Origin of the sequence: Nocardia alni (assembly GCF_019038435.1) — a bacterium.
GTDB classification, from domain to species: Bacteria; Actinomycetota; Actinomycetes; order Mycobacteriales; family Mycobacteriaceae; genus Nocardia; species Nocardia alni.
Window position 1 is genome coordinate 29,782 of the sequence record NZ_JAGPOX010000006.1, and the last position, 20,164, is coordinate 49,945.

At 66.6% G+C, this 20,164-nt stretch carries 19 protein-coding genes; 11 read left to right on the forward strand and 8 right to left on the reverse strand.

The features are described from left to right. The first annotated feature begins 6 nt into the window (after positions 1-6). Positions 7-1,242 (forward strand): acyl-CoA dehydrogenase family protein, encoded by a 1,236-nt coding sequence (locus tag JZ791_RS04230; protein WP_254205202.1) that lies wholly within the window; start codon positions 7-9, stop codon positions 1,240-1,242. A 45-nt stretch (positions 1,243-1,287) separates the two neighbouring features. Then, positions 1,288-2,079, forward strand: a complete 792-nt coding sequence (locus JZ791_RS04235; protein WP_216892808.1) for an SDR family NAD(P)-dependent oxidoreductase — start codon at positions 1,288-1,290, stop codon at positions 2,077-2,079. Positions 2,080-2,090: 11 nt separating this feature from the next. Here JZ791_RS04235 and JZ791_RS04240 read toward each other — a convergent pair whose 3' ends face one another. Both JZ791_RS04240 and JZ791_RS04245 read right to left on the reverse strand, forming a co-directional pair. Beyond that, on the reverse strand, positions 2,091-3,443 hold the full coding sequence (locus JZ791_RS04240; protein WP_216892809.1) for an MmgE/PrpD family protein: 1,353 nt from the start codon (positions 3,441-3,443) through the stop codon (positions 2,091-2,093). Then, positions 3,440-4,384, reverse strand: coding sequence for an HpcH/HpaI aldolase/citrate lyase family protein (locus JZ791_RS04245; RefSeq protein WP_216892810.1), 945 nt, complete (start codon positions 4,382-4,384; stop codon positions 3,440-3,442). Before JZ791_RS04245 ends, JZ791_RS04240 begins: the two co-directional genes overlap by 4 nt. A gap of 350 nt (positions 4,385-4,734) precedes the next feature. Between JZ791_RS04245 and JZ791_RS04250 the strand changes: the two genes are divergently transcribed. The 9 genes from JZ791_RS04250 (at position 4,735) to JZ791_RS04290 (ending at position 14,539) form a co-directional block, all read left to right on the forward strand. Further along, positions 4,735-5,235, forward strand: coding sequence for a MaoC family dehydratase (locus JZ791_RS04250; RefSeq protein ID WP_216892811.1), 501 nt, complete (start codon positions 4,735-4,737; stop codon positions 5,233-5,235). Next, positions 5,232-5,735: a MaoC family dehydratase gene (locus tag JZ791_RS04255; protein ID WP_216892812.1), complete on the forward strand. Its 504-nt coding sequence runs from the start codon at positions 5,232-5,234 to the stop codon at positions 5,733-5,735. The genes JZ791_RS04250 and JZ791_RS04255 overlap by 4 nt, the downstream gene beginning before the upstream one ends. A gap of 35 nt (positions 5,736-5,770) precedes the next feature. After that, complete coding sequence (locus tag JZ791_RS04260; RefSeq protein ID WP_216892813.1) at positions 5,771-6,691, forward strand: HpcH/HpaI aldolase/citrate lyase family protein; 921 nt, start codon at positions 5,771-5,773, stop codon at positions 6,689-6,691. Between the two features lie 69 nt (positions 6,692-6,760). Continuing rightward, positions 6,761-8,560 carry an acyl-CoA dehydrogenase gene (locus tag JZ791_RS04265; RefSeq protein WP_216892814.1) on the forward strand — a complete coding sequence of 600 codons (1,800 nt, stop codon included), beginning with the start codon at positions 6,761-6,763 and terminating at the stop codon, positions 8,558-8,560. A gap of 228 nt (positions 8,561-8,788) precedes the next feature. Continuing rightward, positions 8,789-9,952 (forward strand): phosphotransferase family protein, encoded by a 1,164-nt coding sequence (locus JZ791_RS04270; RefSeq protein ID WP_216892815.1) that lies wholly within the window; start codon positions 8,789-8,791, stop codon positions 9,950-9,952. Next, entirely contained in the window at positions 9,949-10,503 is a 555-nt protein-coding gene (locus JZ791_RS04275; RefSeq protein ID WP_216892816.1) for a hypothetical protein, read from the forward strand. The genes JZ791_RS04270 and JZ791_RS04275 overlap by 4 nt, the downstream gene beginning before the upstream one ends. Further along, positions 10,500-11,513: a DUF7064 domain-containing protein gene (locus tag JZ791_RS04280; RefSeq protein ID WP_216892817.1), complete on the forward strand. Its 1,014-nt coding sequence runs from the start codon at positions 10,500-10,502 to the stop codon at positions 11,511-11,513. Before JZ791_RS04275 ends, JZ791_RS04280 begins: the two co-directional genes overlap by 4 nt. Positions 11,514-11,609: 96 nt before the next feature. Next, entirely contained in the window at positions 11,610-13,052 is a 1,443-nt protein-coding gene (locus tag JZ791_RS04285; protein ID WP_216892818.1) for an aldehyde dehydrogenase, read from the forward strand. Positions 13,053-13,153: 101 nt separating this feature from the next. After that, a complete protein-coding gene (locus JZ791_RS04290) occupies positions 13,154-14,539 on the forward strand; it encodes an alpha/beta hydrolase domain-containing protein (RefSeq protein WP_308162772.1) in 1,386 nt (461 codons plus the stop codon). Between the two features lie 40 nt (positions 14,540-14,579). Here JZ791_RS04290 and JZ791_RS04295 read toward each other — a convergent pair whose 3' ends face one another. The 6 genes from JZ791_RS04295 to JZ791_RS04320 are packed head-to-tail and all read right to left on the reverse strand — an operon-like array spanning position 14,580 to position 20,162. Next, on the reverse strand, positions 14,580-15,575 hold the full coding sequence (locus JZ791_RS04295; RefSeq protein WP_216892820.1) for a DUF7064 domain-containing protein: 996 nt from the start codon (positions 15,573-15,575) through the stop codon (positions 14,580-14,582). Beyond that, a complete protein-coding gene (locus JZ791_RS04300) occupies positions 15,572-16,132 on the reverse strand; it encodes a hypothetical protein (RefSeq protein WP_216892821.1) in 561 nt (186 codons plus the stop codon). Before JZ791_RS04300 ends, JZ791_RS04295 begins: the two co-directional genes overlap by 4 nt. Further along, positions 16,132-17,394 carry a phosphotransferase family protein gene (locus JZ791_RS04305; protein ID WP_216892822.1) on the reverse strand — a complete coding sequence of 421 codons (1,263 nt, stop codon included), beginning with the start codon at positions 17,392-17,394 and terminating at the stop codon, positions 16,132-16,134. The genes JZ791_RS04300 and JZ791_RS04305 overlap by 1 nt, the downstream gene beginning before the upstream one ends. 31 nt (positions 17,395-17,425) lie before the next feature. Next, positions 17,426-18,061: a histidine phosphatase family protein gene (locus JZ791_RS04310; protein ID WP_216892823.1), complete on the reverse strand. Its 636-nt coding sequence runs from the start codon at positions 18,059-18,061 to the stop codon at positions 17,426-17,428. Continuing rightward, positions 18,061-18,828, reverse strand: coding sequence for an SDR family NAD(P)-dependent oxidoreductase (locus tag JZ791_RS04315; protein ID WP_216892824.1), 768 nt, complete (start codon positions 18,826-18,828; stop codon positions 18,061-18,063). Before JZ791_RS04315 ends, JZ791_RS04310 begins: the two co-directional genes overlap by 1 nt. Then, positions 18,783-20,162 (reverse strand): GAF domain-containing sensor histidine kinase, encoded by a 1,380-nt coding sequence (locus JZ791_RS04320; RefSeq protein ID WP_216892825.1) that lies wholly within the window; start codon positions 20,160-20,162, stop codon positions 18,783-18,785. The genes JZ791_RS04315 and JZ791_RS04320 overlap by 46 nt, the downstream gene beginning before the upstream one ends. Between the last annotated feature and the right edge of the window lie 2 nt (positions 20,163-20,164).

The following is a 20,164-nucleotide window of genomic DNA, read 5'->3' on the forward strand; positions in this document are numbered from 1 at the left end:
ATATCGTTGTTGCAGAACAGAAATAAGACGAGAGAAGATATCGCCCTGCCGGCGCGTCCACCGCAATTGCAGCCGCCGTGGGCAACCACCGAGCGCTCAGCACTGCTCACCACCGCGCGGGATTTCAGCTACACCGAAGTCCTTCCGACGGCGAACACCCACGACCGCACGGAAAAGGCCATTCCAGACGCGCTGATGCATCGTCTCGCGGAACTCGGATACTTCGGAATCACCATTCCCGCCGAACACGGTGGACTCGGCCTGGGCGTGTTCGAGTACGCCATGATCTCCGAAGAGCTGTCCAGATCGTGGATGAGCGTCGCCTCCATCATCGCCCGCGCGCAGGGCCTGGGAACACGATTCGACGACCAGGCGCGCCGAAAAGAGTTGATGGCGCGCAGTGCGCGAGGTCAGTGGATCGGCGCCGCGGCGTTCTCGGAGGCCGAGTCGGGCTCCGATCTCGGGTCGGTCCAGACCACCGCTCGCCGAGTGGGCGACAACTATGTGATCAACGGCCGAAAACGCTGGTGCGGCAATGCCTTCGAGGGCGATTTCATCCTGGTGATGTGCAGGGTGCTGGATGAGTCGGAGCAGCCGGGACCAATCCGGACCTTCGTTCTGGAGAAGGCCCGGAACAGTTTTCCGAGCGGCGTTACCGGAGAACCGATCGACAAGATCGGATACCACGGAATCGTCAGCTGGGACCTCACCCTTACCGACGTCTCCGTCGGTCCCGACGCCATCGTCGAACCGTTCGGGTTCACCGGGGCCGAAGGCAAGGGATTCAAGGCGGTGGAAAGCGGGCTCAACGTGGCTCGGGTACAGACCGCCGCCCGCGCTGTCGGCCTCGCCAGAGGCGCCCTCGAAGACACCGTCAACTATCTGCAGTCACGGGTCCAGTTCGGTGCACCGCTGGGTGATTTCCAAGCCATCCGCTTCACGGTCGCGGAGATGGCGGCGAAGATCGCTCAGGCACGATCGTTCTATCAGTACGTGGCGAATCTCATGGACAACGGCGTTGCCTGCGAACAGGAGGCCGCGATGACGAAATTGCTGGCGACCGAGATGGCGGTCGAAATCACGGGGCAGGCACTACAGCTACACGGCGGAAACGGATATACCCGTGAGCACGCCATCGAGCGCTACTGGCGGGACGCCCGATTGACGACGATTTTCGAAGGAACAAGCCAGATTCAGCAGAAGATAATCAGCGACCGCGTCCTTCCTCGACCCGCACGGTGACCACCGGCTGACAGCACAAGCCCCACGAGAAGACAGGGAGAAGACATGAATTCACCGCTGAAAGGTCTGCGTGCCGTGGTCACAGGCGCCGGCCGGGGCATCGGCCGCGCTACCGCGATCACACTCGCCGAACGGGGTTGCGATGTCGCAGTCGTCGATATCGACCTGCATTCGGGGCGCGGTATCCCCGGAGAGTCCGGCGATACAACAGAAGCGATCACCGCACTCGGAGTCAAAGCGATCGGCATCGAAGCCGATCTCACCGTCGAGGCCAATGCGACGAAGATCATCGAAGGGGTCGTCACCGCGTGGGGCGGCCTGGACATCCTGGTCAACATCGCGGGCGGTGCGATCACCCCGTTCGAGAGCAGCAAACCCAGCGTGACCCCATCGGCCGACATCCGGCGGCTCCTCGACGTGAATCTGATGTCGGCGATCTACCTGTGCCAGGCAGCGGCCCCGGTGCTGGACCGGTCGCCGGCCGCGTCGATCGTGAATACCACGTCCTTGTCCGGCCTGGGCGTCCTGCCCGGCGGTTCGTTGGCCGGGTACGCGGTGTCCAAGGCGGCACTTGCGCACTACACCCTGTACCTGGCCGAGGACCTCGGGCCGCGGGGTATCCGCGTCAACGCGGTCTCCCCGGGCTACACGATGACCGGCCGGGTGCGGGCCAACTCGGTGGACACCGGTTTCGCGGAGAAGGCCGCCGACAGCGCGCTGCGGCGGCTGGCCGAACCCGAGGACATCGCCCGAGCCGTCGCGTTCCTGGTTTCCCCGGACGCGGGGTACGTCACCGGCCACATCCTCGCCGTCGACGGGATGACCCGACTGGTATGAGGAGGATCCGGTCAGGACTTCCACTCGCGCGTGAGCTCGGCGATGTCCGGGCAATCCTGCAGTGCGGCGATCCGATCGGCGATCTCCTCGGCGCGAGAACGCGAGAGAACCGGCGTGGCAAGTGAGAGAAACTTCGCCCGGACACGGTCGTCCTGCTCGGACGGCGACACCCGCCAGAGACGTTCACCCGAATCGGCCGAGACCGATGCCTCGGATCCGTCGTCGAACACGATCCGCATGCGGGTCCCGGTCTTCGCCAGGTGGTCATCGGATCGGAGGCGCACGAGCCGGCTCAACTCGGTGACGGCCGGGTTCACGAGCGTCTCCTCGGTGAACTGCTCGGCGCCTGCCCGACCGTGGACGAGCGCCAACGCGGTGGCGAAGGCAATGCTGAACTTCGATTCCAACACCGTGGTCGGCTCCGCGATCGTGCAGACACCCACACAAATCGACGGTATGTCGAGCTCGATGGACCGCACGGTCCGCACATCGAAGCCGGCATCGGCGCGTACTCGCAATGCCGCCTCGATCGCGGCGTGGGTGCCGAAGCAGGCGGCATGCTGCTTGATTCGCGCATCCAGCACGTGCCAGGGCGCACCGAAGCCGGTGAGAATGCACGCTTCGTCGAGGCCGCTGGACTGGGTCGCCACGAATCCCTGGGGGCCGAACACCGCGTCCTCCCGAGCCACGAAACCATTCATCGCCAGCCGCGCCGCGTGTATGCCACCCTGCGCTGCCCGACCGGCGTGCAACGGTTTGCCCATCGACCCGAACATCGCTTTCAGTCCGGCGGCCATGGTGGCGGCGATCCGAAGCGCCACCGCCATCTGCTCGGCGTTCGCACCGAGGAGATGTGCCACAGCTGCTGCGGCGCCGAATGTTCCGACGGTGCCGGTGGTGTGGAAGCCACGCCCGTAGTGACTCGGATTGATGGCCAACCCGAGGCGTTCTTGCAGTTCGTACCCCGCCACGTACGCCGAGATCAGATCCGCTCCGCTGCAACCTATTTCTTCTCCGACCGCGATCAGCGCGGGGACCAGCGGAGCCGAGGGATGAATGCCGGACCCCGGCGCCCAGTCGTCGAAATCGAGAGCGTGCGCGGCGGTCCCGTTGACAATTGCCGCGGTGGCGGCCGAGGTTGTCCGCGGCGTTCCCCACAGTCGCGCGGAACCCGTTTCTTCCGATCGGACCATTGTCCGCCGCACGACCCGGGTCGCCGGTTCGCTCATTCCCGCCAGTGCGACACCGAGTGTGTCGAGAACGCAATGGCGGACCGTCTCCACCACCTCGATCGGCAATTGCCCGTAGGTGAGTTGGGCAGCAGAGCCGGCCAGGTGTGCCAATTTCCGGCCGTCCGAGCTCATCTCGCGAACTCCGCTGTACGCATCAGGCCGGAACGCCGCCCCTTCTCGGCTGTGACCTGAGCCAATTTACGACTCGCCTCGTCGATCATTTCTCCGTCGAGCATGGCCGCGCCGCGCGCCCCGCCGTCCGCCGAGCGGTGGTGGTCATATGCCTCGAGGATCCTCTCGGCCTTGTCGTAAGCCTGCTGGGTCGGTGAGAACACCTCGTTTGCCGCGTCGACCTGGGTGGGGTGCAGAACCCACTTACCATCGAATCCGAACGCCGCGGCATGTTGGGCGGCACCGCGGAAGCCGTCGATATCCTCGATAACCGCATACGGGCCATCGATGACCTGCAGCCCGTATTTGCGGGCCGTCACCGCGAGACTCATGAAGACCGGGTCGATCGGGTTGTGCCCGGCATAAGTGTTCTGGCCTATGACCAACGTAGGAATCTGCATGGCGGCCATGAAGTCACCGGGCCCGAAGATCAGCGTCTCCACCCGTGGGGTCGACGCCGCGATATCGTCGACGATACTCAATCCGGCCGGGCCCTCGATCTGGACCTCGATGCCGATCCCGCCCTCGGGTAGGTCCAGGTCGCGCTCGAGCTGGGTGAGCAGGACGTCCAGCCAATGGATGTGGGCGAGCTTCTCGACCTTGGGCAGCATGATGCAGTCGATCAGCGCCCCAGCGCCCCTGACGATCTCGATCACGTCGTCGTAGGCCCAGCGAGTTTCGGCGTCGTTGACGCGCACCGCCACCACCTTGCCCGTCCAATCGCCATCGCGCAGAGCAGCGAGCACATTCGCGCGTGCCTCGACCTTCGCAGATGGCGCCACCGAGTCTTCGAGGTCCAAGAATGCCTCGTCGACAGCCAAACCCTGAGCCTTCACGAGCATCTTCGGATTGCTTCCCGGAACCGCTAGGCACGAGCGGCGGGGACGGAAAGTACGGGTCATCGGCAACTCACCTTCAGATCGAATCCGAACACGGCCTGCCACGCGGAGGGGCGGGCGCTATGACGTAGAAACGAGCGGATGCGCTCAGTTCCGCAAGCCTACTCAAAACCACCACGTCCGCCTAGGGGATACAGCGCCAACCGCAAGAGACGAGACATTAGACGTAGCAGCTTCGCGTCTCTGGACTCTTCATGCTCGTTCTCACGTCGAGTTGAATTGGACACAGCCCGATACCAGGGATCGCCACGACGACCACATGCACCAGGCATATTCGGAAAATAAGGCCGTCCCTATGGTCACCGACGAAACCGGTGCGCGAATTCGGAAATACCCGACGTCAGGAGATCCAGATGACCGGCACCGGACAAGAGCCGAACCTGGCCGACTTCCCGATCCGGAAGCGGGGCGCCTACTTCGAAAAATTCACCGTCGGCGAGGTGTTCGAACATCACTGGGGCCGGACCATCACCAGCGCTGACAACACGATCTTCTGCACGGCACTGGCCCATTGGACGCCGATGTACCTCAATACGGAGTACGCCCGCGCGCACGGGCACAAGGACGCGGTACTGAACCCGTTCCTCGTGTTGTGCACCGTGGTCGGTCTTTCCGTCGAGGACCTCAGCGAATCGGGTGGCCCATTCCTCGGAATCGAGCAGTGCGTCTTCGAACGTCCGCTCTACGCCGGCGACACGATCCGCGCCGAGTCCGTGGTCACGCAAGCGCGGCCGTCCGGCAGCCGACCGGGATACGGGATCGTCACATGGCAGACCACGGCCTTCGATCAGCACGAACAAGTGGTCCTGCACTTCATCCGGAAGAACCTCCTGGCAGGTGATCAGCAGCGATGACCGACGCACAATCGCTTCCAACGGTCGATCCGAGAATCACCGAGGATTCGTCCTGGTTCGAGTCCTTCGAGGTAGGGCAGCGCTGGAGACATTTCCGCGGCGCCACCATCGACGAGGTCGAGAACCAGCTCATCACCAAGATGGTGATGAACACCGCCCAGGAGCACTGGAACGAGGCGGCGATGCGGGGATCCCAGTGGGGCGAGAGCCGGCTGGTCTTCGGTCTGATCACCGCGTCGCTCACGCTGGGGCTCACGAGCCAGGACACGGCTGAGAACGCGTTGGCCGAGATCGGCCTGGACGGAATTCGATTCAGAGCCGGAGTCTTTCACGGTGACACGATCTACGCGTACACGCAGGTCCTCGCTGTCGAGCCGGCCGACCGCCCGGACGCCGGGATCGTCGAATTCCAGCACTGGGGCGCCACCGCCGACACCCGCATCGTTTTCGAATGCCGGCGAAAGGTCCTGATCAAACGCCGCAGCCACTGGCGCCCCTGACACCATCCGCTATTCCCGAGATTAGGAAACCACCGATGTCCGACACGAGGCCCATCCGACGTCGCCGATCCGAGCTGTCGACGCCCGCAACCAGTGAGAAGATGATGGCCAAAGCGGCCGGTGGGGACGCCGACCTGGTCTTCCTCGATCTCGAGGATGCCGTCGCGCCCAACGCCAAGGACGTTGCCAGGCGACAGGCCATCACCGCACTGCGTGAACTCGATTGGGGAACCAAGACCCGGGCCGTGCGGGTCAACGGAGTTCGCACGACATGGTGTCTCGACGACATCACCGATGTCGTCGCCGGGGCGGGTGCTGACCTGGACGTCCTCATCCTGCCCAAGGTGAAATCACCTCGCGATGTCTGGTTCGTCGAAACACTGCTGACCCAGCTCGAATACAAGCACGGGCTCGAGGTCGGCAGAATCGGGCTCGAGGTGCTGATCGAAGAGGTCGAAGCACTTGCCGCCGTCGACGCGATCGCCGCGAGCAGCCCGCGCCTGGAAGCTTTGATCCTCGGTGTGGGCGACCTCGCCGCCAGTCATGGGATGCGCTCTGCCCACATCGGTACGACAGCGGGATACCCGGGCGACATCTGGCATTCGGCGAGGACCAAGCTGATCGTCGCCGCCCGCAGCAACGGACTCGACGCGATCGACGGTCCCTTCGGGGATTTCAAGGACTCCGAGGGATATCGACAGCAGGCGAACTGGTCCGCCGAACTCGGTGCGGTCGGCAAGTGGGCGATCCACCCCAACCAGGTCACGCTCGCGAACGATGTCTTCTCCCCGTCCGAGGAAGAAGTGGCCCAGGCCACCAAGGTGGTCACCGCCATGCGCGCGGCGGAAGCGGCCGGCGACGGAGCCGTCGCCATCGACGGAATCATGGTCGACGCCGCGACCGCCCGAATTTTCGAAACCGTGTTGCTGCGCGCATCCATCGTCGAAAAGCACTGAGGCCATCGACATCTCCCCCGGCACGCCATCAATGGCCGCACAGTCATCGCACGCAGAAAGTCAACATCCATGTCCACGCCACCGCTCTCACGCCGCGACCTCGAATTCCTGCTGTACGAGTGGATCGATGTGGAGGCGCTGACCAGCCGGCCACGATTCGCCGAACACTCCCGCGAGACGTTCGACGCCGTGCTCGAGCTGAGTTCCGGCATCGCCGCGAAATACTTCGCATCCCACAACAAGACCTCGGATTCGAACGAGCCGATCGTCGGGCCCGACGGGAAGGTCGTCACCATCCCGGAGATCAAGGAAGCATTGGATGTCTTCGCCGGGGCTGGTCTGTTCGCGGGCTCGTTCGACGAAAGCCTCGGCGGGATGCAGCTTCCGACGTCGGTGATGCGCGCGTCGATGGCATGGTTCCAGGCCGCGAACGCAGGCACCGTCGGATATCCGTTCCTCACCGTCGCCAACGGGAATCTGCTTGTCGCACACGGTAGCGATGCCCAGATCGACTCCTATGTCCGTCCGATGCTCGAAGGGCGTTTCTTCGGCACCATGTGCCTGTCGGAGCCGCAGGCCGGTTCCTCACTCGCGGACATCACGACGAAGGCGGTCGACCAGCAGGACGGCACCTACCGAGTGACCGGAACGAAGATGTGGATCTCCGGCGGCGACCACGAACTCAGCGAGAACATCGTGCACCTCGTCCTTGCCAAGATCCCCGGCGGACAGGTCGGCGTGAAGGGCCTGTCGCTGTTCATCGTGCCCAAGTTCGTGCTCGGCGCCGACGGCATCCCCGGCGAGCGCAACGACGTCGCCCTCGTCGGCTTGAACCACAAGATGGGTAACCGCGGTACGACGAACACCCTGTTGAACTTCGGTGACGGCACCTACCAGCCCGGTGGAAGAGCCGGAGCCATCGGCTATCTCGTCGGCGAACCGCACCGCGGACTGTCCTACATGTTCCACATGATGAACGAAGCCCGCATCGGCGTGGGGTTCCTCGCCACCGCCCTCGGCTACGCCGGCTACCGACAGGCAGTGGAGTACGCGACCACCCGTACCCAGGGCCGCGCCCTGTCGGATAAGAATCCGGCATCGAAACCTGTTCCCATCATCGAACACGCCGATGTCAAGCGAATGCTGCTCGCCCAGAAATCGTATGTCGAGGGCGCACTCGCACTCGGGCTGTATTGTTCGCATCTCGTCGACGAGCAGGACACCGCCGAGAACACCGAACAACGCCGTCGCAAAACCCTCCTGCTCGATGTGCTCACACCGATCGCGAAAAGCTGGCCGGCGCAATGGTGCCTGCGGGCCAACGATCTCGCGATACAGGTCCATGGCGGATACGGATACACCCGTGAATACGATGTCGAACAGTTCTATCGCGACAACCGATTGAATCAAATTCACGAAGGAACCCACGGCATTCAGGGCCTCGATCTGCTGGGCCGGAAGATGGCGATGGAAGACGGCGCCGGTCTGGCACTGCTCATCGCCACGATGCGTTCCACCATCGATCGCGCCCGGCAGACGGGCGGTGAATCATGCACGCTGGCAGAGCAACTCGACGAATCTGTCGAACGAGTCCGGGTCGTCACGAACACGCTCCTCGCGGCCCGCGAACGAACCGATGCGCTCGCCAACGCGTCGATCTATCTGGAAGCGGTCGGACACGTCGTGCTCGCATGGATCTGGCTCGAGCAGTTCCTCGCCTCCGACCAGAAGCAAGGCGACTTCTACGACGGCAAACGCCAGGCGGCACGGTACTTCTTCAGATACGAACTCCCGGCTACCGAGCCACAGTTCGACCTCCTCGCCGCACAGGATCGCACGACGATCGACATGGCGCCGAACTGGTTCTGAGAACACTCCGCCCGACACCGATCAACCCTCATCGACAACCGAGCCAACCACCCGGCCCCGCACCGCGAACACCGAAACCGTGCTCTACCAGTCGATTACGTCATGCCCGCCCGATTTTCGGCCACGACCTGAGCAGGGAATGGCTATTGACTTTACGGTATTACATTAATACATTACATATGGCCTGACCAAATGTGTTGTGCATCACCCAGCAAAGGAGCAGGTGAGATGACTGGAGCAGTGGTGGGGGCGCTGGATGCTCTCGACCGGGACGTGATGGATCCCGGCGTGCGGACGCTTCTCGACCGCAAGGCGGAGAAGATCGCCGCCGCAAACGCCTACACGCCACTGGCGACGGCGGACGTCGAGCAGACCCTGCGGAGGTTCTTCTCGGATGAGGCGCCGGGAAAGACGGTGAGCGGGGTGCAGCGTATGGGCGGGGGCGCCTCCAAGGAGCAGTTCCTTTTCAGCCTGGACGGGACCAGCCACGTTCTGCGCATGGACCCGATCGAGACCGCTGCCGAGACCGACCGCAGGCGCGAGTACGAGGTGCTCAATGCCTACAGCGGATCCGTACCGGCGCCATGCGCGCTCTGGCTGGACGAGGACGGCTCGCGTTTCGGGCAGCCGGCCGTGGTCATGGACTTCATGTCCGGGGTCACCAAGCCCACGGCCGAGGTGACCGGACCGAACGTCACGGGCCTGGGTACCTCGTTCTCCGCGAAGCTGCGCGAGCAGCTGGCGCCCCAATACCTTCGCGCGCTTGCGAGCCTGCACAACGTCGACTGGCGAGCCCTCGAACTGCCGAGCTTTCACGCTCCGCGACCTGGTACGACCGAGGCCGCCCTGTGGCAGGTCAACTGGATGTCGCGAGTCTGGCGGGACGACCATGTCCAGGCCAGCCCGATCATCGCGCTGACCGACCGGTGGCTGCGCCGCAACTTGCCGGTCTGCGAGTCGCCGGTCATGGTGCACGGGGACTACCGCACCGGAAACTTCCTGTTCGACGAGCAGGCAGGCCAGATCACCGCGATCCTGGACTGGGAGTGGGCCCACCTCGGCGATTACCACGAGGACCTCGGCTGGATGATGCAGCGCCTCTACACGACTCACCAGGACGGGCGCGACCTGGTATGCGGACTGTTCGAAAAGCAGGAGTTGATCGAGGCATACGAGGCGGCCTCCGGCCGGAAGGTCGATCCCGCCACGCTGAAGTGGTACGAGATCTACAACGCCTACAAGTCGATGGCGATTACGCTCGCCACCTCGGTCAAGGCGGCCCGGGACGGCGCCAACCACCAGGACGCCATGCTGTCCTGGCTGGCTCCCTGCGGCTACCTGTTCTCGACCTGGCTGTGCACGATGCTCGCCGACGAGGGGGTAACACTGTGATCGTCTCTGTCGACATCCGGATCGCCAGCATGCTCAGCGCACTTTCCGGCACGATCGTTCCGGCCCTCGAGAAGGGCGGATTCGCGGCCGAGCAGGCACAGTTGCTGGCCGGACACCTGCAGGTGCTGAGAACGCAGTCGGAGTTCTCCGACGAGTACGAGACCCTCGAGCACAGATACACTCGCCGGCTCGCCCAGGACGTGATCGAGACTGCCGAGGGTGGCCCGCAGACCACGAAGGCCGTGATCCGCATACGTGCGCTACTGGACAAGGGCGAGCCGGTGGGCATTGCCGCCGTCCGTGAGGCTCACACGGCGCTCTGCACTGCTGTGGCGGATTTCGTGGCGGCCGAAGGCGAGGACGGGACCGACGAGTCGGTCGCCAGGACGACGCGGATCGTCCTGCGCGCCGAGCACGAGCAATCCCTTCGTAACCGGTCCTTCTTCAGCTCGTTCGGCTACGAGGACAGCTCGGCCGACATCCAGCCGATCGACCGGATGATGGCGGACTTTCGGAGTAAGTTCCCGGCGAAAGACGGTGCATCGGCGTGATTACCGAAGAGAACCTGCGGTTCCAGACTCCCGACGATGTCGATCACGAATGGGGCGAGACCTACTGGCTCGGGATGTATGTGCCCGAGGCGAACCTCTATGGCTGGGTATACCTGGTGTTCCGCGCGGGCTCGGGCGCGGTGATGTGCGATGTCGAGTTCATCGACCGTTGCTCACGTGAGATGTTCGACGCCCGCTACGTCGACATCCAGAACCACCTGCGTATCCCCGCCGACCTGCGGAAGTTCACCCTGGCGAACGGGATTTCCTTCGAGTCCCACTCCCCGCGCAGCTTCAGGCTGGACTATGTCGGGGTCGACGACACCGAGCTGCACGTCGACCTCGACGGCATCCATGAGCCTTACGACATCCACGATCCGTCCATCGACCCGATGGCGCGAACCGACCAGCAGCAGGCGGTCGAGCACAGCGGTTTCGGGACGGCGTACGCCGGACATTTCGACCTTACGACCCGAATCACGGGCACGGTGAAGGTGCGCGGGAAGTCGTACGACGTGAACTGCCTGGCCACACAGGACCACAGCTGGGGGCCGCGGCCGGAGCGCGGGATGCGGCCGATGGGTTACGTCAACGCACACTTCGACGACGACTACGTGGTCCAGACGATCTGGGGGTTCGATCCGTCGAAGCCGGACGGGCAGCAGCACTCCTTCAAGCACGGCTACGCCATCAAGGACGGCAAGCTGCTGGGAGGCACGGACGGCTCGCTGACCATCAGCCACCGAGGTCTGTTCCCCGAGCGGCTCGAGCTCACGCTCACCGACAGCACGGGCGAGGTGCACGAGCTGACCGGGACGCCGTCAGCGTTCAACAACTGGGTCCCCTACGGCTGCACTCCGACGGGTCACGCGATGGTCCGGTGGACCACCTCGGCTGGACAGCAGGGCGTCGGCACATCCATGGAAGCGTTCCCGCTCGACACCGTCACCGGTGATTTCCTGCATGAGGACATCCGCCTGAGTTCGCCCCGGATCGAATCCGGCCAGTAGGCCTCATCCATTTTCACAGAACTACCGACCGGCCGCTGATCCCAGGCGAAGCCCGTGATGTCGTGATGCCGGTTCCACAAGAGAGGTTGGAGCAGCATGTCAGATTACCGTCATCTCTACATCGGCGGGGAGTGGGTCACGCCTCGAGGCGCATCCACGATCACTCTCGTCTCGCCTTCTACCGAGGAGGTCATCGGGTCCGTGCCCGAGGCATCCGAGGCCGACGTCGATCGTGCGGTGGACGCGGCACGCGCCGCGTTCGACGACCCGACCGGCTGGTCGCGGTGGAGCCCTGCCGACCGCGCCGCTGTCCTGGAACGGTTCGCAGCCGGACTCGAGACGAGGGCTGAGGCGATCTCGAAGGCCGTGAGCAGCCAGAACGGCATGCCGCTGCAGATCTCGCAGGCATTCGAGACAGTCTTCCCGCCGCTGCTGTTGCGCTACTACGGCAAGCTCGTCAGCGAGCGCGGCGCCGAGGAGCGTCGGGACGCGATGTTCGGTGGAACCACCGTGGTTCGCCGCGAGCCGATCGGTGTGGTCGGCGCCATCGTCCCGTGGAACTTTCCCCAGGCTCTGGCCTTTTTGAAGATTGCTCCCGCGCTGGCGAGCGGCTGCACCATGGTGCTGAAACCGGCGCCGGAGACAGTCCTCGACTCCTACGTGATGGCCGAGGCAGCCGCCGAGGCGGGTCTGCCGCCCGGCGTCATGAACATCGTCCCGGCCGGTCGGGAAGTTGGCGCCCATCTGGTCGCGCACCCGGGCGTCGACAAGATCGCCTTCACCGGTTCGACGGCCGCCGGCCGGGCGATCGCCGAGACATGCGGCCGCCTGCTGCGCCCGGTGACACTCGAGCTGGGGGGCAAGTCCGCCGCGATCGTGCTACCCGATTGCGACCTGGCCGGCAGCCTCGAGTCGTTCTTCGGGGCGACCTTGCTGAACAATGGCCAGACCTGTTTCGTGGGGACGCGGATTCTGGCCCCGCGCTCGCGATACGACGAGATCGTGGAGACGATCACGGCATTCGCGAGCAGCCTGAACGTGGGCGACGCGCTCGACCCCACGACTCAAATCGGTCCGATGGTGTCCGCGCGCCAGCGGGATCGGGTGGAGTCCTACATCGACAAGGGCAAGGCCGAGGGCGCCCGGATCACTACCGGAGGTGGTCGGCCGGCGGGGCGCGAGCGTGGGTTCTTCGTCTCGCCGACGGTCTTCGCGGATGTGGACAACCGGTACACGATCGCCCAGGAGGAGATCTTCGGTCCGGTGCTGTCGGTCATCCCCTACACCGACGAGGATGACGCGGTGCGGATCGCGAACGACAGCGAGTACGGGCTCGGGGGATCGGTCTGGAGCGCCGACCCGGAGCACGCCACAGACGTGGCCCGTCGGGTCCGGACCGGCTCGATCGGGATCAATTCCTACGTCAACGACCCGGTATCGCCGTTCGGTGGCGTGAAGGCGAGTGGGCTCGGCCGCGAGATGGGCCCGGAAGGACTGGCCGGGTACGAGACCCTCAAGTCGATCTATCAGGCACCCTGATCGCTCGCCGGCCCGGTGGCCCCGCACAGGGGGCCACCGGGCCGAATCCGGCCTGTATCGCCGGAACGCATTCGCGCACACCGGAATTCCCGCTCAATCTCATCACCGGCACCTCACGTGACGTGGCCTCGGTCGGCTACGTCGAGGAAGAGTATTCGGTTTCGGGATCGGCCAAGGCATACCGGCCGACACGGCCGTTGACGCCGGACGGTCTCTGGGAGGTCGAAGCTGTCGATACAGCGCCGTTCACCACCAGAATCATCGTTCGACGCCCCACGGACCCGGCTCGCTTCAACGGCACCGTTCTGTGCGAATGGAACAACGTCACTGCGGGTTTCGACCTCCTCGTCAACTCCGAGACGTCCACGCTGTACGACGGCTTCGCGTTCGTCGGCGTCACCACGCAATATGTCGGCGCCGTCGGGCTGGCCTCGAGCCCGGCGGGGTTGAAGGCATGGGATCCCGAGCGGTACGCCGATGTCGTCCATCCCGGGGATGCCTATTCCTACGATATGTTCACGCAGGTCGCCCGCCTCGTGGGCCCCGGCCGCACTGTGTCCGGCGTTGACCCGCTGGGCGGACTCACCGTGAGGAATGTCATCGGCAACGGGGCGTCACAGTCCGCTGGGCGGCTTCTGACCTACATCAATGCGATTCAACCGATAGAACGGGCATTCGACGGGTTTCTTGCCACGGTGGGCATGGGCAGAGGCGCCGGCTTCGACAACGCCATCCTGGACCCTGAGTTGGTGTCGACGTTGAGTCCGGCTGAACTGGAAACACTGCTCGGGACGGCGACCACATTCCGAAACGACCTCGATGTACCTGTCATGCAGGTCAATACCGAGTGTGAGGTACTCATGTACGCAAGGGCCCGGCAGCCTGACACCGAACTCTTCAGATATTGGGAGGTCGCCGGCGCATCACACGCACCCGCACCACTATGGGCGGATATCGCGCGCGCCGCTCTGCGTGATTTCGGAGTACCGCTGAATCCACCTGGCGACCTTGTGGATTCGACGATCGTGCAGAGCACCGTCGACTGGCGACCCGTCTTCGGCGCCGCATTGGTGCACGTCAAACATTGGATCGAGGACGGGCAGGCGCCGCCGACCCAGAATCTGATCGAGCTGACACCAGAGGGGGCGGTCGCACGAGACGAACTGGGCAATGCCAAAGGCGGAGTGCGGCTGCCTGACGTAGAAGTGCCCATCGCGGCATTCGACGGGGGCGGGGTCGGTCCCGAGACGATAGGCCTGGGCGGTAGCACGACCGAGTTGACCTCCGCGCAGTTGGCGTCCATGTACTCCTCGCCCGAGGACTACGTGTCGCGAGTCGCGCAAGCCGCCGAGTCCGCGCAGGATGCCGGCGTGATCGAAGCGTGGAGGACGGCGGAATACGTTGCGAACGCGCAGGAAGCGGCGCCGAGTCTGTTCCAGGTGGCCGAAGCCACCGGCAGCGGGACCCAACACACCAGCACACGATGATGCCCCCGGGGGGAGCTCCCCCCGGGGGCATCGTCGCCGCTCAGGCGCGCAGGGTGCGCGGGCCGTCCGTCGGCCACATGCCGCGCTCGCGCACAGCCTCGTCGATCCGGTTGTTGTCCATGACCACGCCGTACCCGACGCGGTCGCCGAGGGTCCACTTCATCATGCTGTTCCAGGTCACGTTGCCCGCATACGCCGTCCACGGCCCGCCGACGTCCGGTGAGGCGTGCATCCGGTAGGTTTTCCCGCGCGTGTCGGTGACGGTCACGTCCAGGGTGAGCAGGACGGTCCCGAAGCGGGCGGCGGTGAAGCTGCCCTCGGTGATGCCGAAGAACTCGCCCTTGTCCAGCACGTACCCGTGGGAGACGGGGTTCGGCCGGCGCTCGCCGTTGTCCCGCGAGCCGCGCAGGTGGATGCAGAGGTCGTCGCCGAAGTTGGCGTTGATCGTGTTCATCGGCCGGACGACCTCGGGCCGGGGGCCCCAGCTGCGGTCCATCCGCTCCAGGCAGTTCACCTCGTAGGTTTTGCCGCGCACGGTGAGCGTGCCGGTGATCCGCCCCGTCATGTCGTAGTGGCCCTTGTAGGCCGCGCCCGAGCTGGAGTTGGCGATCTGTTCCGCCTCCGTGGCCCCCGCCCGCGGGCTCAGCCGCGGGTCGTGGATGTCGAAGGGCTCCATGACGCCGTTCCAGTCCACGTGGATCTCTGTGTTGTCCGGTCCCACGTAGTCGATGCGGTAATCCCGCGGCGGGTTGACCGCGTGCACCGACAGCCCCATGGGCGAGTCGATCCTCGACCAGCGCTCCGGGGCGGGCAGGTGGTGACGGGCGTTGTAATGCAACAGGTCCGCGCGGGAGTCCGACACGGTCCCGAACACGTAGACGTCGTTGCTCATCACGCCCAGCTTCGGACGAACGACGACGTAGACGTGCGCGAGCAGGTGCTCCTCGGGCACCGGGACCGGCAGGAAATAGGTCTCGGCCCAGTCGTGGTCGGCGTCGTCGGGGGCTTGGTACTCCAGCTCGGCGGCCGTGATCATCGGGTCTCCTCTTCGGGTCGGGATGCGTGGATAGTGCTGAGAACGGACTCGAGGGCGGGCACGGCGGCCGCATCGGTCTCCCACCCCTGAGGCAGGAACCACGCGCGGCGGGCGTCGAGCAGCGCCCCGGAGCGGTCCAGGACGGTGGCCTCGATCCGCCGGGCAGCGGACGTGTCGCTGCGGCCGGCGGTGCGCACCAGGGCCGTCAGGCCCTGGGCCAGCCGGGCAGCGGACTCCTCCAGCGCGGACGTGGTCACCGCGGACCTGTCGTCGACCAGCGCGGCCAGCTCTTCGGCGAGGGAGGGTGAGACCTCGGCCGCGTCGTCCGCGACGGCCACGGCGACATCCCGGAAGTGCTCCGCCTCGAAGTCCGCGCGGGCGTGCAGGTGCAGCACCCGTTCGGCCAGCATCGCGAGCAGGCCGGACACGATCGTGGCCTGCTCCCTGGCCAGCGGGTGATCCGGGTCCAGCGCCGGGATGATGATCTCGTTCATCGCCGTGACCGCGGCGCGCAGGGCAGGGACAGTGTGGTCGAGCACCGGTACGGGTCCGGACATCAGAGATCGCCTCCGATCGAGGTACGCAGCTCGGCGAGGATCGAGTAGACGACACCCTCGAGCCAGGCGATCAGCACGTCCTGGTGCGAGCGGCCGAGCCGGACGACCCGTTGGGCGGTGCCGAGGCTCGACGCGACGAGCTGGTAGGCGTTGAAGATCTGGTAGTAGCGCAGCCGGTCCGGGTCGACGGTCAGGCCGGACGCGGCCTCGTAGGCCGGGTAGAACTCGTCGAGCGGCACCAGGCCCGAGACCAGCAGGCGCCCCTCGTCGTCGTGGGTCCCGAAGTGCGGCATGGTGATCCAGGCGAGGTCGCGGTGCCGATCGCCGAGATAACCCCGCTCGACGTCGAGCCACGCGGTGATCCGGCGCTCGTCCTCGTCGAACATGAAGTTGCCCGCGCGATAGTCGCCGTGCAGCAGGCTCACCCGGTCCAGCACGGGCAGGTTGCGCTCCAGCCACGAGGCCGCGACCTCCAGGACCGGCAGGTCCTCCGCGCGGTCCTCCTCCCATACGCGGCGGGCCCGGTTGAGCTGCCAGAGCGCGCTCTGCGTGGTCCCGACCTCGGGCACGTCGAACGCGCTCAGATCCGCCGCGGTGTGGTCGGCGGTGTGGATCCGGGCCAGGTGCTCGACGAACTGGGGCGCCAGCGCCCGGCGCAGCTCCGGGTAGAACGGGTTCCCGACGCCGGTGGCCCGGCCCCGCTCGACGGTCCTGGGCTTGGTCACCCCCTCCGCGAACGCGTACACCAGGGCGGGCTCCGGGAACCACTCACCGGTCTGGTCCACCCAGTACACGCGGGGCACCGGGACGACCCCGGCGAGCGCGCGGAGCAGCTGGAACTCCCGGCGCCTGCTGGTCGCGTTGAGCCCCTCCTGGGGCTCCATGCGTACCACGAGGTCGCTGGTGACGCGGCCCTGCTCGGGATCGTCCCAGTCCAAGCGGAAGGCCATCTGCAGCTTCGACGCGCCACCGGCGAGCCAGCGCTGCCCGGAGATGGTGAAGTCGCCGTCGAGGGTGTGGCGCAGGAAGCGGTCGAGGTCGGCGGCGAGGTCGTCGAGGCCGACCGGGCCGCGCCGCTCCGACCGGCGGTGGGCGAGTTTGCGGGACAGCATGTCGTCGTACTCGCGCTCGGTCGGGAACCGCGCGCGCATCTCCTCCGCGAACCCGTCGTCGGGTCGCATGCGGCGGGCCTCGTCGACGCCGCGCAGCAGGGCGAGCTCCGCGGCGCCGATGTCGGTGCCGGGATGTCCGGTGAGGGTCACGTCTCCTCCTTCGGGGACGGTCGGGTGGATCTCATGCCTGCCCGGCGGGCACGGGCTGGCCCTGGTCGGTCCAGCGGGCGCAGGACCACCCGGCGCCCGGGTCGTATCGGAGCTCGATCGATCCGGTGTTGGGGACGGGATGGGCGGCCGCGAAGTACCCGTCGACCTCGGGACAGAGGTCGAGAGTGAGCAGCCGCATCGCGCCGCCGTGCGTCACGACGACGACCCGCCCGCCCGGTGACGCCTGCGCCACCCGCTCGATCTCGGCGCGGAAGCGGACGGCGACCTCGCGACCGCTCTCGCCGCCGGGCATCCGTTCGTCGCGCTCGCCGCGCATCCAGTCCCCCAGCAGCCCGTGCAGCCGGGCCCAGTGCGCCGGGTCGGTCGAGCCCTCGAGATCGCCGACCTGGACCTCGTGCGCCCCATCGAGGATGCCGACGGGCAGCCCGTGCGGGGCGGCGACGGCGGCGGTCTCTTGGGCCCGGCGGGCCCGGCTGGCGTACACGGCGTCGAGCGGTGTCGTGGCGAGTTCGGCGGCCACCGCCTCGGCCTGTGCCCGGCCGGTCGTGTCCAGGCCGGCGCCGGGCGGAGCCGAGTCCAGAGCCTGGGCGACGTTCGACGGCGTGCGCCCGTGCCGGACCAGCAGGACCGTGGTCGTCCCGGCCATCAGAAGGAAGCCCGTCCGCCGGACAGGTCGAAGGTCATGCCCGTGGTGAACGAGCACTCCTCCGACACCATCCAGGCGATCATCGCGGCGGCCTCGTCCGGCCGGCCGACCCGCTTCATGGGGATGCGGGAGGCGGCCCACTCGGACACTTCGGGCGACATGCTCTCCGCCCACGTCCGGTAGAGCGGGGTGTCGAACAGGGTTGGGGTCACGGCGTTGACCACGACCCCGGACTCGGCCAGCTCCCGGCCGAGGGTCTTGGTCAGCGCGAGCACCCCGGCCTTCGACGCGACGTAACCTGCCTGGTTCGGGCTGCCGTCCTTCGCCGTCATCGACGACACGTTGACGATCCGGCCGTAGCCGTTCGCCAGCAGGTGGGGAATGACCGCCCGGCACGTGTGGAACACCCCGGTGAGGTTGACGGCGAGCTCGCGGTGCCAGGTCTCCAGCGGGTAGTCCTGCACGACGCTGGTGCCGTCCGCGATCCCCGCTCCGTTGACCAGGATGTCGAGCCCGCCGAAGGCGTCCGCGGCGGCTCCGGCGGCGGCCTCGACGGCCGCCCAGTCGGTGACGTCGAGCCGGGCCAGGTGCGTCCGGTCCGCCGGGAGCTCCGGCCGGATGGCCTCGAGCGAGCGCTCGGAGACGTCCCAGACCGCCACGCGGGCGCCGGAGTCGAGCAGCCGGCGGACGACCGCCAGCCCGATGCCGCTGGCTCCGCCGGTCACGATGGCGGATCGTCCGGTGAGGTCGATGTTGTTGTGCTGCATGGCCCTTCTCCTCGTCGAGTGGTGGATTCGGTGATCGAGTAAAACAGCGACGCGACCGTGCCGACAGAGTCACCGGTCTCGTCGGGCCGCGACGGATGATGTAGCCGCTTCCGGCCATCGGCACAGCCAGGTCCACCGGGCAGGACGTCCGGGATCCGGGCCCGTACCGTGGTGCCGCCCGAGCGCACCGGCCGGACGGTCAGCTCACCATCGTGCGCGAGCGCGCGCTCCGCCATGGTCGTCATGCCCAGGCGCGCGCCGCCGCCGCGGCCGGGCCGGAAGCCGCGGCCGTCGTCGGTGACCTCCACGACGATGTCCCGGGTGCCCGGCAGCCGATGGAACCCGACGGCGGCGGTGGCGGCGCCGGCGTGCTTGGCCACGTTGTGCAGGGCCTCGCACACGATCAGGAACAGGTCCTCCTCGACCAGCTCGCCCAGTGTGAGGGGCTCCTCCGGGCAGTCCACAGTGACCGACAGCCTCCCGGGGGCGCTCATCGTCTCGGCGTACCCGCGCACGGCCTCGACCAGCCCGGCCTCGCGCAGCACTTCCGGACGCCGGTGCAGGATCAGCGCACGCATCTCGTCGAGCGCGGTCGCGGCCAGGCCGCGCAGCCCCGCGAGAGCGGATCTCACCTGGTCGGGGCTGTCCGCGGGCAGCAGCAGCTCGGCGGCCTGGACGTGCAGGTTCAGCGAGTAGAGCGCCTGGGTCACCGAGTCGTGCATGTCCCGTGCCAGCCTGCGGCGCTCGTCGCGCGCCGCCTGGATGCGCAGTCGGTCGAGCCGGCGCGAGGTCTCCACCGCGACCGCGGCCTGGTCCGCCATCGCGGTGAGGAAGCGCAGGTCCTCCGGCCCCGGCGTGGACCCGACCGGGTGGAAGCCCGCGAGCGCTCCGATGACCTCTCCCTGAACCACCAGTGGCACCGCGACGTAGGTGTCCCACTCCGTGCCCGGGACGAGGTCGTACATGGGCGCCCACGCCGGGTCGTCCGCGATCCCGGCCCGGCACCCGTACCGGATCTGCACCTGCCTGCTGTCGTAGGCCCGCACGGTCAGCAAGGCCGCACCGTTGTGCCGGCAGCGCTCCATCCGCTCCACGAAGTCCGGCGCCACCCCGGAGGTGCCCGCGTAGCGCCAGAGCCCGGTCGCCTGGTTCATCAGCACAATCGCGCAGTTCGCCATCCCGGAGGCCGTGCGCACCTCGTCGGCCAACCGGTCGAGGACGACCTCGATCCGCGGCTCGCAGGCCACGAGGGCCGCCGCCCTGGCGAAGGCGGCCAGCTCCCGCTCGCGGCGGCCCGCCTCGGGAACCGCGCGGTAGGTCACCGTGAACCCCATGC